Annotated in this window: 10 protein-coding genes; 5 read left to right on the forward strand and 5 right to left on the reverse strand. The window is 37.1% G+C overall.

Annotated features, from left to right (window positions below; all coding sequences use genetic code 11):
* Positions 1-89 precede the first annotated feature (89 nt).
* From JCM15579_RS10620 to JCM15579_RS10635, 4 genes are all read right to left on the reverse strand, one after another.
* Positions 90-1,418 (reverse strand): glucoamylase family protein, encoded by a 1,329-nt coding sequence (locus JCM15579_RS10620; protein WP_083464639.1) that lies wholly within the window; start codon positions 1,416-1,418, stop codon positions 90-92.
* Between the two features lie 69 nt (positions 1,419-1,487).
* A complete protein-coding gene (locus JCM15579_RS10625) occupies positions 1,488-2,960 on the reverse strand; it encodes a RagB/SusD family nutrient uptake outer membrane protein (protein WP_054719879.1) in 1,473 nt (490 codons plus the stop codon).
* A 38-nt stretch (positions 2,961-2,998) separates the two neighbouring features.
* A complete protein-coding gene (locus JCM15579_RS10630) occupies positions 2,999-5,965 on the reverse strand; it encodes a SusC/RagA family TonB-linked outer membrane protein (RefSeq protein ID WP_054719743.1) in 2,967 nt (988 codons plus the stop codon).
* Positions 5,966-6,015: 50 nt separating this feature from the next.
* Positions 6,016-6,882, reverse strand: coding sequence for a hypothetical protein (locus JCM15579_RS10635; protein WP_054719746.1), 867 nt, complete (start codon positions 6,880-6,882; stop codon positions 6,016-6,018).
* Between the two features lie 394 nt (positions 6,883-7,276).
* On the opposite strand from JCM15579_RS10635, the gene JCM15579_RS10640 reads away from it, so the two are divergent.
* Both JCM15579_RS10640 and JCM15579_RS10645 read left to right on the forward strand, forming a co-directional pair.
* Entirely contained in the window at positions 7,277-9,649 is a 2,373-nt protein-coding gene (locus tag JCM15579_RS10640; RefSeq protein WP_054719749.1) for a triple tyrosine motif-containing protein, read from the forward strand.
* Positions 9,601-10,158, forward strand: a complete 558-nt coding sequence (locus tag JCM15579_RS10645) for a helix-turn-helix transcriptional regulator (protein ID WP_157471436.1) — start codon at positions 9,601-9,603, stop codon at positions 10,156-10,158. Before JCM15579_RS10640 ends, JCM15579_RS10645 begins: the two co-directional genes overlap by 49 nt.
* A gap of 56 nt (positions 10,159-10,214) precedes the next feature.
* On the opposite strand, the gene JCM15579_RS10650 is transcribed toward JCM15579_RS10645, so the two are convergent.
* Positions 10,215-11,078, reverse strand: a complete 864-nt coding sequence (locus JCM15579_RS10650; RefSeq protein WP_054719755.1) for an AraC family transcriptional regulator — start codon at positions 11,076-11,078, stop codon at positions 10,215-10,217.
* 247 nt (positions 11,079-11,325) lie between these two features.
* Here JCM15579_RS10650 and JCM15579_RS10655 point away from each other — a divergent pair, with 247 nt between their 5' ends.
* The 3 genes from JCM15579_RS10655 to JCM15579_RS10665 all read left to right on the forward strand — a co-directional run bounded on the left by JCM15579_RS10655 (position 11,326) and on the right by JCM15579_RS10665 (position 14,700).
* Positions 11,326-12,552: a sugar MFS transporter gene (locus tag JCM15579_RS10655; RefSeq protein WP_054719759.1), complete on the forward strand. Its 1,227-nt coding sequence runs from the start codon at positions 11,326-11,328 to the stop codon at positions 12,550-12,552.
* A gap of 30 nt (positions 12,553-12,582) precedes the next feature.
* On the forward strand, positions 12,583-13,533 hold the full coding sequence (locus JCM15579_RS10660; RefSeq protein WP_054719762.1) for an ROK family protein: 951 nt from the start codon (positions 12,583-12,585) through the stop codon (positions 13,531-13,533).
* A gap of 297 nt (positions 13,534-13,830) precedes the next feature.
* Positions 13,831-14,700, forward strand: coding sequence for a Cbp1 family collagen-binding glycoprotein adhesin (locus tag JCM15579_RS10665; protein WP_054719765.1), 870 nt, complete (start codon positions 13,831-13,833; stop codon positions 14,698-14,700).
* The last annotated feature ends 256 nt before the right edge of the window (positions 14,701-14,956 follow it).

Genomic DNA, 14,956 nt, shown 5'->3' on the forward strand with positions numbered 1-14,956 from the left:
AAATTTTAGGTTTTGAATTGGGTTAGGGAATCCCTGGACAAGAGCATTAAGCTCTTGTCCTAAGGAATATACTAACTAATTGAATTGTGTTATTTTGTTAGGCTAAGGCCTGCTTTATCCAAGGCTATACTTATTTCAGGGGTTTTCATAAAAGTATCCCATATGATACCGGAACGGTAATTTTCTATCATTACAACAATTGGTCCCTGATCAATGGCCAGGTGTGATTTGGCCACCCATCCTTTACTAATGTTGAATGCGTCTTTGAAACCATACTGACCAAAAAGATTGTATTCATCCATTTTTTCATAGAAGAACCTCATGGCATCCAGAGTATATTCAGGTGTATAAACAATAGACGAGATGGCTGCAGTAGGGGTGATGGTTCCATTATCATTATTTGGAGCATGTGCCATATAACCACCCGGAGTGTCACTTGCGGTTAATCCCCAGCAATTCTCTCCATAATAACTGTAAGTGTTGTGATTACTGATACACCACTGACGGTTCAAAAGTGTCTGCTTTTTATTTCTGTCAAAATAAGATGAATAGCCGGCTAATGACATGTGTTGATCCGTGATGTGAGGAGTTAATCCCAAATATGAATAATGTGTAAAGAATAAAGGTCCTCCATAATCATTACGTTTTGTTGGATCTAATTCTCTAAGGTAGTTGTTTCCAACCCATCCTTTTTCGTAAACACTTTTGTCTATTGGATGAGTAGGTGATGCTAAAGCTAGAATATAAGCAATGTGAGTTTCATTAAATGAACGCAAAGGCAGGTTCATTTCAAAATGATAGTTAGGAGACCAATGCCATAGCAAGTATTCTCCCGATTGGGCAAACCAATCCCACTCAACTTCTTCCCACAATCGGGTAATGGTCGCTCTAAGCTTTTGTTCCTTTTCTGTTTCTGCATCAAAATATTCTCTGGCAGTTAGCATTCCCTGTACCAGAAAGGCTGTTTCTACAATGTCAGCACCATTATCTCTTGGAGAGAATGGGATTGTCTTTCCTGTTGTACCACTTAGCCAATGAGACCATGCTCCATGATAACGAGTCGTTTTATTCTCCAGGAAGTCTGTCATTTTGATTAGGCGATCTACAGCTTGCTGACGAGTGATATAGTTGCGTTCCACACCAGCAACAATGGCCATGATGCCGAAGCCGCTTCCTCCAGTTGTCACCGTGTCAGGTTTCTCGTTACTACGCTCACGAGCCAATCCTGAAACTGGATGTCCGAAATCCCAGAAGTAGGCAAAGGTTTTCTCTTGAACGATGTCGATAAGTTCGGCATCGGTAAGTTTTGCTTCTGGTTCAACTTCTTTTTCAGGAACAATTTCATCTGAGCTACTGCTCGAACAACCAATGATCAGGCAAAGTGAGAGAGATAGATATATTTTTATTAAATGTGACATTGCTTATTTGTTTTAATAGATAGTTGTCTGCGGGAGCTTAAAGGCTCCCACAGAATTTGACCATAAAATTTAGTAACCGTTGTTTTGCTTTAGCATTCCTTCACTTAATTCTATCTGACGTTGAGGAATTGGGAACACTTCGTGTTTCCCATCTACAAAGTTTTTACCGTGGGCACGTAGGACTTCACCAGCTCTTCCTTGGCGAACCAAATCGAAGAAACGATCGTGTTCCATCCCTAATTCCACTCTTCGCTCGTGCCAGATTTTATTTTTTAGATCATCACCAGTTGCATTAGGTAATCCCACTCTTGAACGAACTTTGTTCAAAGACTGTAAAGCCTGACTTGCTTGTCCCAATTCGTTAGCGGCTTCAGCATTAATTAGAAGAACTTCGGCGTAGCGGAAAATTCGAAGGTTTTTACTGGTTTCCCAATCATTCCCATTGAATGTTTCCTGAGTTTTACTGAAGTAAGCTTTTTCATTGTAACGAGGGTTTGGCGTATCAGAATTGATAACAACTCCATCCCACATGGTTTCACCAGGGAAAATAATGGTCGCTTCTTTTCTAGGATCACCGTTTTCATACGCTTTTTCCAATGATTCAGAAGGAGTGTTGAATCCCCATCCAAGTTGACCTCGAACACCCTGACATACTGCATAGCCCTGAATTCCTTTGTTTGGGGTTGTACCAGAAGCTTGCACTTCAAAAATCGACTCTGAACTGTTTTCGCCAGACTCTCTCCAGATGGTTGCATAATCGCTTACCAAAGCATATTCTCCTGATTGCATCACTTCATTGGTTAAGCGTAATGCTTCACTCCAGTTTTTTTGATACATGTACACTTTTGCAAGGAAGGTTTTTGAAGCTCCTTTGGTAGCACGTCCTAAATCGTCCATACTCATTTGGCTTCTTTCCTGAAGATGTGTTACTCCAAATTGCAAATCGGAAATAATCAGCTCATAAATTTCTTCTTTGCTTGCTCTGGTTCTTCCATTGGCAAGATCCTCAGGATTGCCAGCATCAGGTAATTTGTCAATCTTCGGAACACCACCAAAACATTTAACCAAAGTCCAATAGTAATAGGCTCTTAAAAATCTTACTTCCCCTTCCAGACGATTTCTTAAGCTTTCATCGATTTCCAGATTTGGAATTACATTAAGCGCTTGGTTTGCAAAAGAGATTCCTCTATAATTGGCTCCCCAAATTTCATTAAATGAGATACTGGAAGCTGTGAAATTAAAATCGTCCAATTCAAGTTTGTCTGCACCAGTATCGCCTGGATCACTCCCTTTATCGGCATCATCAGAAGTAATGCTTGATACTCCAATCCACGAAAATGTGTGTTGGTCCCAATTTTGTAAATTGCTGTATACTGCATTTACAAGTTCTGTAGCTGTATTTTCAGAGCTTGAGAAATAATCTTCAGGAGTTTGATTCACCTGTGGATCTACCTCAAGAAATTCATCGCTGCATGCTGCGGTCATTAGTAACAAAATGCTCAGTAGGCATGCAATAGTTATATCTAAAATTTTGTTGTTCATTTTTTTTCGTTTTTCAATGGTTTGACCTTTGTGTAGCATTAAAAAGTAACATTAACTCCAAACAGGTAAGTAGCTGCAGTTGGATAAGCATTTAGCTCGATACCAGCATCAAGAGCTCCTCCCGGCAATTCAGGTGTGTAACCACTGTATTTTTGCCAGATAACCGGATTTGTTGCACTCATGTAACATCTCGCGTTTTTAATTCCTACCGAGTTAACCCATGATTTAGGTAAGGTGTAACCTAGTGTGATATTGTTGATTTTGAAATATGAACCAGACTCAACATAGTAAGATGAGGCAATAGGAACCCCATTGGAAGCTCGCGGAGTTGTGTTGGTTGGATTATCAACAGTCCATCTGTCAGCCAAGGATGCTTCTATATTTTCGTTCCCCCACCTTTGGGCTTTTTTACCATTGTAAACCTTGTTACCTGAATTTCCATAGAAGTCGATTTGGAAATCAAAGTTCTTATAGTTGATTCCAGCATTGAAACCATAATATAGTTTAGGCTGATATGATCCCATGTAAACACGGTCATCATCATTTAAAACTCCATCGTTATTAGTGTCTCTGTATCGGAAATCTCCTGGTTTTGCATCAGGTTGAATTTTACCACCATCTTTGTTTACGTATGAATCAACATCGCTTTGTGACTGGAATATTCCATCGGTTTGGTACACCCAGAAGCTACCGATTTCTTCACCTTCTTCGGTTCTGGTTGTTACCTGTCCGTTTCCTAAGCCTCCAGCAACAATAGGAAGTCCGCTGGCAACATTTTCAATTGTATTTTTGTTGTGTGTAAGGTTTACACCAAAAGTGAAGGTAAGATCTTCATTTACTTTTTCTCTCCAGTTTACTGATAATTCGAAACCTTCGTTACGAATGTCAGCCATATTAGTCAAGTAGCTGTTAGCTCCGAAAATCTGATCCAAAGGAGCATCGATTAAAGCATCCGAAGTTAATTTGTTGTAGTAATCCAACTCGCCAGTAATCTTATTGAAGAATGAGAACTCCAATCCAAGGTCATATTCAGTGGTAACCTCCCATTTTAATCCAAGGTCTTTGATTCCTTCTATGGTGGTACCATTAACTACGGTCTGATTTGATCCGAAAACATACTGCTTGGTAGCCATTGTGTAAAGAAATGCATTGGATCCAATGTTGTCATTTCCAAGTCTACCCCAGCTGGCTCTTAGCTTTAAATTATCCAACCAGTTAATGTCCTGCATGAAATTCTCTTCTGAAATTCTCCAACCTAAACCTACAGAAGGAGAATTTCCCCAACGTTGCTTTTTAGAGATTTTTGAAGAACCATCACGACGCATAGTAGCCGTCAGTAAATATTTATTGTCATAGGCATAGTTGAAACGACCAATGTATGAGTTTCGGGTATACTTATCACCTCCGTTTCCGTTGGTTGCAGAGGTAACATCTCCTGCATCCAGGTACCAGTATTGAGTTTGTTCCGGAACATCTTGTCTAGATCCACCTAACCAACTGGTCTCGGTTTTTTCTGCAGTGGTTCCTGCCATCAGTTTAAAATCGTGCTTGTCACCCAATTTGAATTCATAGGTAAGGATATTATCCCAAATCCAGGTTGAATATTCGCCTCGACCAGCAGAAAGTGATGAATGCTCACTTTTTTGGTTAGGAGATACTTCGTATTTAGGAGTATAGCTTCTATCCTTAGAGTAAGATGCATCAACACTAAATGTTGATTTGAAGCTTAAGTTTTTCATTAGTTCCAGTTCTGCAAATAAGGATCCTTGAATACGGGTTCCCCAGTTGCGACTATTGTTGTAATGCAGTGTGGCTGCCGGATTGGCTACATTGTTTTTGATTGTGTATCCAAAGTCACCATTTTCATCTTTAACAGGAACTGTTGGAGACTGACGATAAGCATCGGTAAATGTTCCAAAAGGAGCATTGTTTGATTTGTATCGGCTAATGCTAAGGTTGTTTCCCAGTTTGATTTTATCGGTAACCTGGTAAGTATTATTCAATCGTATTGAGAGCCTGCTGTAATCATTGGTTTTCAGGATTCCCTGATCCTCCATATATCCTAAAGAGAAGAAGTAAGTGTTTTTTTCACCTCCTCCGTTAACCGACAGGTTGTGCTCTTGAGTGAATGCCTCGCGAGTGATGGCATCCAACCAGTTTGTGTTGTATTTGATTTTCGACAAATCGTAAGGAGCTTCCTGGTTGTCGTAAGCTGCAGCTTCGTTTGAATATTTCGCGAACAGTTTGCTGTCAGCCATTTCAACTTCGTTAATGATTTTGTGTACCCCAACTTTAGAGCTAAAGTTCACTTCCATTTTACCTTTAGAACCAGATTTTGTAGTGATAAGAATTACACCATTTGCGGCTCTTACACCATAAATAGCAGCCGAAGAAGCATCTTTAAGAATATCTACTGAAACAATGTCTTCTTGATTAATGTTTCGCACATCACCGGTTACAATTCCGTCAACCACGTATAGTGGATCTACCCCGGCCTTCATACTACCAATTCCTCGAATACGAACCATTGGAGCTGAACCAGGAGCGCTTGAGTTGACAATCTGTACCCCGGCTAATTTCCCCTGTATCGATTGCATAGGTGAAAGAGAGCTAACGTTTTTTAGTTCATCTCCTTTTATTCCAACGATAGATCCGGTGATGTCCTTTTTGGTCTGTACCCCGTAACCAACAACCATGACTTCTTCGAGTCCTGTTGTTGAAGCTTCCAATATCACGTCTAGCTTGGTCTGGTTGTTTACAGCAACCTCTTTGCTGATCATACCAACGAAGCTGAAAATTAAGTTTGCATTAGGAGCAACAGAAATGGTATAGTTTCCATCAATATCGGTTGTTGTTCCTGTTGTAGTACCTTTTACGACAATACTTACACCAGGTATTCCCATTTCATAATCTTGGGATGTTACTTTTCCTGTTACTGTAAGATTTTGTGCCCAAATGGCGCTAGAAAAAAGCGTCATAAGGATAATGAGAAGATTTTTTTTCATTAGGAATTGTTATTATAGTTTGGTTATACTCTTACTGATTCGTTTTTGTTTTAAATGTATAAGGTAATTGGGCTTTCAACTTGAGCAGCCACATCAATCACATTTACATCTAACTTGGTTTTTGTTATATCCATTTTAATTTCGAAAGTGTATTTGTGATTGGCTGTCAGTTCAGCTGTTGTAAAGGTTTTATTGATCGTAGGTAGTACGCCTTCTGCATCAACCAAATTGACAACTACTGTGTAAGTGTCAGTTCCATAATCCGCGATGGTAGTTGCCGGAGGAGTTGTCATTTTCAGATCAGCAATAAAATGTCCTGTACGGGTTTCTGCTGGAGTATATTTCAAGTGTTTGTCAGCCCATGATGCTGTTACTTCAGCTTCAATTGTTTCATAACCTGCAGGAATTCCGGCATCACCTGATTGAATAAAATCAATGTCAATCAATACAGTTGTCTGAAGAATAGCAAAAGATAGAGTTGTTACACTGTTTTGTGTAACTGAGAAAGGATTGTAAACACCTTTATAGAAGGGAGTATCCCATCCGGCACCTCTGTAGTCCGAGTTTCCTTCTCCATCGATTACACCAATCCAACCAGAGTCAATGTTAAGATTAAAGTTCTCTCCCGCTGGCATTAAAATTCCTTCAGCAGGAAAAGTTCCTAGTTTATACGAGCTGTTGTTGTAGTCAGTACCTGTAATAAAGACTCCAAAATCATTGGTTTCCATTCCATACACAGTACTAGCTTTTGTAGCATTAGATTCTGGAATAACATCTATAGAAATTTGAGGAGTAATTTGTAATGTTCCTGTTTCACTTTCTTCTGTGATGTCATGCTCCGAGCAAGACGAGAATAATAAAATAGAAGCTGTAAAAAGACTTGCTATTAATAAACGGGTTTGCGGTAAGGTTTGCATAAATGAAAAATTTTAGTTGAAATGAATAATGGGTTAATTCGATTCGTTTCTTTGTTTTTACCGCAACAAATATTGGAGGAATAGAAGGTGAAAAAAAAAAAGACCCAAACTTGAGCCAAACAACTTTTAAGTGGGGTATGTTGTGGTTGTTAAGTGTTAGTTAATCAGTATTGTTGAGTGTTGGGACGGATTTTAAAAAAAGCATTTGAAATCATTAGTGTTGTGGTAATGTTGTAGTGTATTTTTGCGATTGAAAACCTTTTCAGAGTATATTTGACAGTGATAAAAAGGAGAAACTGGATATTCAGTTTACGAAGAAAGATATATCAATATTAAAAGTGATAATGAAAAAACACATGAGTTACTCTTAGTTCTCCAACTTAAGCATATGTATATGAAAATTCGCACTCATCAAATTATTATATCATTACTATTTTTTACAAGTTTTTTTTGTGTACACATTGGGCAGGCAAGAACCAAGCAATTGCTTATGCCTTTTGTGAAGAATTTCTCCAAATTAGAATATCACGGAGCCAATCAGAATTGGGATGTTTGCCAAGGAGTTAATGGAGTAATGTATTTTGCCAATTCAGATGGATTGTTAGAGTATGATGGTGCAAGCTGGAAGTTATATCCTTTACCCGCAGAGCAAATTGTCAGATCTGTTGCAGTAGATACTGCCGGACGAGTTTATGTTGGAGCGCATGAAGAGTTTGGGTATTGGGAGAAAAACAAAAAAGGACAGCTTGAGTATTTTTCTTTAATTGAGTTAGTGGAGGGGCATCGAATTAAAAATCAGGATATTTGGAGGATATGTGTTTGGAATGGCAAGGTGTATTTTCAATCATTTGCTGAAATATTTGTTTACGATGGTGAAAAAATAACCTCCATTCATACTCCTGCTAATGTCTTTTCGCTTTTTAAAATTAGGGATCGTTTATTGGTTAGTATCCAGCATATGGGCTTATATGAATTTAAGCAAGATTCATTGGTTGCCTTAAAAGGAACAAATCAGTTAGCACCTAAAACAATTAATATTGCTATCCCATATGGAGAAAAAGGAATTCTTTTGGGGACTGAGCTTGGCGGTCTGTATAAATACGAAGATGAACACATAACCCCATGGCAAAATGATGCAGATGAATTCTTGAAGAATTTTCAACTCAATAAAGCCGCAACGGTTTCTATAAATAATAAGGAGTATTATCTTTTGGGGACCATAACTCAGGGCTTGGTTGTTCTTGATAAGAATGGTAGAATTTATAGTCATATCACTAAAGGGAATGGCTTGCAGAATAATACAATTCTTGGAATTAAGGTAGACCAGTATAATAATTTATGGCTGAGTTTAGATAATGGAATAGATTTTATCAACTTGAATTCTTCTTTTCGTTACTACCAAGATAGAAGCGGAGAGTTAGGTACCGTGTATAGTGCAGCTATATTTAATGGGAAATTGTATTTGGGGACAAATCATGGTTTATATAGTGCCGTATGGGATACAAATTCATTGCAACTAAAGACTGACTTTACTCTTGTTAGGAATACACAAGGACAGGTTTGGAATTTGAAAGTAGTAGATGATGTACTTTTTTGTGGTCACAATAATGGAACATTTCTAATTTCTGCAAAAGGCATCGAACGCATTTCAAATGTTTCGGGAGGTTGGATTCTGAAAGAAGTTCCAGGAAATCCAAAAATGTTAATTCAGGGAACGTATATAGGTTTGGTTATTTATAAGAAGAGTGAAGGGCAATGGAGAATGTCTCATATGGTAAGAAGCTATCATGAGCCAACTGAGTTTCTTGAGTTTGATTATAAGGGAAATCTTTGGACCAGTCACGCTTATAGAGGATTGTATAAACTGAAATTGAATTCAGATTTTAGTTCGGTATTAAAAAGTGAGTTCTATACCAAAGAGAATGGGCTTCCCGATGATTCAAATGTGAATGTTTTTAAAGTTGATCAGCAAGTGGTTTTTACTACAAAGGAGGGATTGTTTTCATATGACTATAATCAAGAAAGCCTGGCACCATTTAAGAAGTTAAACACCGGACTGAAAGATTTTAAAGATGCTTATAAAATTATCTCTATTGATAGTGGAAATTATTGGTTTTTTAAAAAAGGTAAGTGTGCTCGTGTCTTAATGAATCATGGAGAGATAGAAAGTATAGATGCCTTGTCTTTTCAGTTGCTAAGAGGAAGTACTCTCGATGGGTATGAAAATATTATAGCTTTGGGAAGGGGGGACTACTTGATCTGCCAGGATGCAGGTTTCTCTATTTTCTCATCGCATCAAATAGATAATTCATTATCGCTACATAATCATCAAGTGATTTTACGTGAAATTTCTTGTAATTCGCAAACCTCCAAATTGCATCAAGCATTACATTTGGAAAATTCCGGAGAGATAGCAAATGTAAAAAATAACATGAACTTTGAATTTTCTCTTCCGGTGTACCGTTTTGGAAAATTAAAATACCAATGGAAATTGGAAGGTTATGATGTGTTCTGGTCTGATCCTTCTGATCGAAATCGAGTAAACTACTCAAAATTACCTCATGGTGATTATACATTTAAGGTGAGAGCGACAGATAATTATGGAAGTTTGTCGAAAATTGCCTCCTATTCTTTCGCAATATTGCCCCCATGGTATTTATCCAGATTGGCTAAAACAATATATTGGATTTTGTTTTTTGTCTTATTGGAGTATTTCGTGTGGTTTATCACTATAAACTTGATAGGCAAAAAAGAAAGTACTATTTAAAACTTCAGGAAGAGAATGAAGAGAAAATTATTAAACTGAAGAATGAGCATTTAAGAGAGGAAATTGAGAATAAATCGAAAGAGTTGGCCAATTATACCATGATGGTTACTAAAAAGAATGATCTATTAAACCAACTTAAAGAACAGCTAGAGAAGTTAGAAATACATGTAATTGCTGCAACAGCCAAGAAGAGATTGAAAGAAATAAATAAATTGATTCAATCGGGAATTAGCAATGAAGAAGACTGGAAGCTGTTTAATGAAAATTTTGATAAGGCCAACGAAACATTTCTACAGAATTTAAGAAAGAGATATATCGATTTAACACCGAACGATCTTCGTTTTTGTGCTCTTTTACGCATGAATATGACTTCAAAAGAAATTGCATCATTGCTTAATATTTCACCTCGTAGTGTGGAGGTGAAGCGATACCGTCTTCGAAAAAAATTAAATTTGGAGCATGAGAAGAATCTAGTGGAGTTTTTAATGGAAGTAAATGAGCAAAATTGATTTATGCAATTGATTACCTATTCGTAAATAATTCGAAATTTCTTTTTAATTGGGTATTAGTATGAATTTTCCTTTTTCTGCAAAGGAGTTTTACCTGTATTTGCCTTAAACTGCTTATTAAAATAAGATGGACTGTTAAATCCACATTCATAGGCAATTTGTGCTACTGTAAGCTTGCCTTCAGCAAGAAGTTTTTGTGCATAATTGATACGCATCTCATTCAGAAATTCAGAGAATGTTTTTTGTGTTTTGCTTTTAAAAAACCTACAAAAGGCTGTTTTACTCATGTTGGCTACTTTGGCTGCTTCATCTAGGTCAATCTTTTGTTGAAAGTTCTCACTAACGTATTCGTATATTTTATATAGCTTTTGATTGCTGCTTTGTCTAAATGATTCAACAAAACTATCGGATGCCAGGTATTCCAAATCTTCAGATTGGGCAATAAGTTGCAAGATTTGTAATAGTACAATTATCCTTTGCGAGTAATCCGAAGAATGAAGATTCTTTAAGTGTTGAATGATTTTGTATTTGGTACTTCCTTCAATTCTAATTCCTTTAAATGAGTTAATCAACATTTCTTTGATTCTTCTCATTTCAGGCAATTGAAAGAATTCTTTGCCAAAGCTATCTTCTTTGAAATGAACTACCCAAGCAATTACCCTTTCTTCTGATTCTTTGCTATAAAACAAATCATCATTTTTCATGATATGGGGAGTATTGGGACCAATAAAGATCATATCACCATCTTTGAAATGATCAATACAATCGCCGACCACTAGGGTTCCATGGCTTTTTTCAATAAAGATCAGCTCATATTCTGGATGGTGATGCCATGGTACCTCTATGTGTGGTAGGACATCAATTTTTGACCGGAATGAATGTTCCCTTTTGACCGAAATTTCTTCTAAAACCAATGACATGCTTGTATTATTTTATCAGTTATGGACAATTATCCTACTAAAATCTGCTAATATAGTTTTAATTAGACTGTTTAATTCCCAATTGATACTTATTTTCTCAATGATAGTAATGTATTAGCTTATGATGTAGTGTAGTATAGTAGCGATGCAAATATAGTACAATTAAATGGTAAAATAGTAAAATGGCTTTACTGGAAAATCAAAGAGATTTGTCTTGCAATAACTCAAACGATTGAAATAATAAGATATGGTATCAATAAGTACAAATATTAGCTCGGAAAAAACCGGTGCTAAAGGTGGAATGAATTATAAGGGTGCATTGGCATTGCTAACTTCATTATTTTTCATGTGGGGATTTTTAACATGTATGAATGACATTCTAATCCCTCATTTAAAAGGATTATTTGATTTATCGATTACGCAGGCAATGCTTGTACAATTTACATTTTTTGGTGCCTATTTTTTAATGTCGTTACCAGCAGGTTGGATCATTGGAAAGATTGGCTACAAAATGGGAATTGTAACAGGATTAACAATAGCAGGTATTGGTGCAGCAATGTTTTTCCCTGCGGCCAATTTCTTATCCTACGGATTCTTTTTGTTTGCATTATTTGTTCTTGCATCAGGAATTGTTGTATTGCAGGTAGCTGCAAATCCGTATGTAGCAGAATTGGGTACGCCTGAAACTGCATCAAGTAGATTGAATCTTACTCAGGGATTTAACTCGCTGGGAACAACTGTAGCTCCAATTTTTGGTGCATGGCTAATTCTTGATAACACTGCAACCGACAATGTTGGAAAGGCCGAAGCAGTTCAGATGCCTTATGCAGGCTTGGCATTGGCTTTAGTCTTAATTGCAGTAATTTTTGCATTTGTAAAGCTTCCTAAAATTCAGGATGCGGAAGAAGAAAAAGCTGAAGGATCGGCTTGGAAGTTTCGCCATTTGGTTCTGGGAGCAATAGGAATATTCACATATGTTGGAGCCGAAGTTGCAATCGGTAGTGCTTTGGTGATGTACTTTGGTGATGAGGGCTTACATTTATTTGGTGAAGCCGAAGCAGCCACATATGTTTCCGTATTTTGGGGAGGTGCCATGGTGGGCCGATTTATTGGTTCAGCAGTAATGCAAAAAATATCAGCAGCCAAAGTGTTGGCATTTAATTCAGTTATGGTTGTTGCTTTAATTTTAATTAGTATGATGACAAGTGGATATGTTGCACTATGGAGTATTGTATTGGTTGGATTATTTAACTCAATCATGTTCCCAACCATATTTACCCTAGCAATTGACGGACTAGGAAAACATACCAGTCAGGGATCAGGGATTTTGTGTCTTGCCATAGTAGGTGGAGCAGTTGTTCCAATGATTATGGGTATGTTGGCTGATAGCTTTGGTCTAGCTAATTCTTTTGTAGTAGCAATTTTGTGCTATGCTTATATTTTATATTACGCGTTAAAAGGACACAAACATTAGGATATTTATTAATAGAAGAGGAGTATTGAAATGAAGGAAGTTGCTTTAGGTATAGATATAGGAGGAACCAATACTGTTTTTGGTTGTATTGATAGTGAAGGGAATTGTCTGGTTTCAGGTAGTATACCAACACAAAAGCATGATGATATTAATAAATACCTTGATGATTTATTTGAGCTTGTTCAGATAAAGTTGAAGGAGTACGAGGGAGTTTTAAATATTATTGGGGTTGGAATTGGTGCACCCAATGCAAGTTATTACACAGGCACGATTGAAAATGCTCCGAATTTAAAGTGGAAGGGAAGTGTTCCTTTGGTTGATTTGGTTAAAGAGCGTTTGGATGTTCCGGTAATGATTACCAATGATGCCAATGCTGCTGCAATGGGAGAAAAAGTATTTGGTGCAGCAAAAGACATGAACAACTTCATGGTAATAACACTTGGTACTGGATTGGGAAGTGGTATCGTGGTAAATGGAGATTTATTATACGGTCATGATGGTTTTGCAGGAGAAGTTGGTCATATGATTGTTCGCAAGAGTGGACGTGAGTGTGGATGTGGAAGAAAGGGGTGCTTGGAAACCTATGTTTCGGCTACAGGCGTAAAACGAACTGTTTACAAATTATTGGCAAGACATTTAGGGGATAGTGAGCTTAGAGATATTCCTTTTAGTGAATTAACTGCTAAAATGGTTGCAGAATCAGCTGGTAGAGGTGATCTTGTAGCAAACGAAACTTTTGCATATACTGCTCAAATGCTGGGTGAGGTTTTGGCGAATGTGGTAGCGGTTACCAGTCCAAAAGCAATCTTCTTATTTGGTGGTCTTGCCAAAGCTGGAGATATCTTGTTTGAACCAGTAAGAGAAATTCTAGAGAATAATTTAATGCCTATATATAAAGGAAAAATTCAAGTTCTGCCTTCAGGAATTAAGGATAATGCTGCCGTATTGGGAGCTGCTGCCTTAATATGGAATAAGAATTAAAAGATAATCGATTGCCTTCGGAGTTTTTCGAAGGTACACCCTCCAGCCTGCCTTGTGCAGGCTTTTTTTGTAGAATCCATTTCTACAAAGTGTGGAATCTTTACCACAGATTTTTGTGCATACCATCTTCAATATTTTGATGTGCCAAAAAATAAAAAATAGCTAAAAGGTCAGATTATCAGTGTTTAAGTGATTTTCGAATTTTTCTTTTGGCATGAAAAATATTTACGGCACAGTATTCTCATATAGTATTTGTGAATTTGAATTGATGTAAACCTGTTTAAAAAATTAAGAATTATGAGAAAGTTAGTATTTGCATTATTAGTGTTACCATTTTTTACAGCTTGTAACCAAAAAGAATTAAAACAACTTCGTGAGCAGAATCAGCAGTTGACTGTAATGGCACAAGAGAAAGATTCTACTATCGATGAGTTTGTTGAGTCGTTTGATGTTATTGCAGCAAACCTGAATATCATTAAGGAAAAAGAACAGATCATTTCTGTTAATGCCAATGAGAATCCTTCAGTTGGACAGAAAGAACAAATGGTAAATGATTTGAACTTGGTTCGTGAGTTGTTGGAAGAAAACAGAGCTAAAATCGAAAGCTTGGACAAGAAGTTGAAGAACAGCTGGTACCAAAACTCAAAATTAAAGAAATTAGTTGCTGGTTTAAAATCACAAGTTGAAGAGAAAGATGCTTCTATCGCAGCATTATCTGATCAAGTTGCTCAATTGAACGTTGAAGTTGAAAACTTGAATGGACAAGTAACTGAGTTGAATGGTACAGTCGTAGCATTGAACACCGAGAACGAAAACAAGGCGAAAATTATTGAAGAGCAAACTACTGACTTGAATACAGCACACTATGTGATTGGCGATATCAAGGAATTGAAAATGAAACAAGTGGTTACTAGCGAAGGTGGATTATTGGGAATTGGTGCAACAAACAAATTGAACCAAAAAATCAATCCAGAAAACTTTAATGAAATTGATATTACAAAGACTACAACCATTCCAGTATCAGGTAAAAAAGTTAGCCTGGTAACTTCACACCCAAGTGATTCTTACAGACTAGAAGGAACAGATAAAGAGATTGAAGCAATTACAATCTTAAATCCTGAAGAATTCTGGAAAGCTTCAAAATACTTAGTTGTTGCAGTGAAATAATATATACAAACAGAGCTTGTATTCAAAAGCATCCCAATTAGGGATGCTTTTTTGTTATGCATAGTTTTGTGCTATATTCCTCAAGTTATTTTGGAAATACTGATCCAATATCTTGAGGAGTACTTCCCAAGTTGTTTGAGCAAGCTGCTCAAGGCGTTTGAGTAATGCTGCTCAAGGCGTTTGAGTAATGCTGCTCAATGTGTTTGAGTAATACTGCTCAATGTGTTTGAGTAATACTGCTCAATGTGTTTGAGTA

The sequence above is a fragment of the Marinifilum fragile JCM 15579 genome (assembly GCF_001310955.1).
GTDB classification, from domain to species: Bacteria; Bacteroidota; Bacteroidia; order Bacteroidales; family Marinifilaceae; genus Marinifilum; species Marinifilum fragile.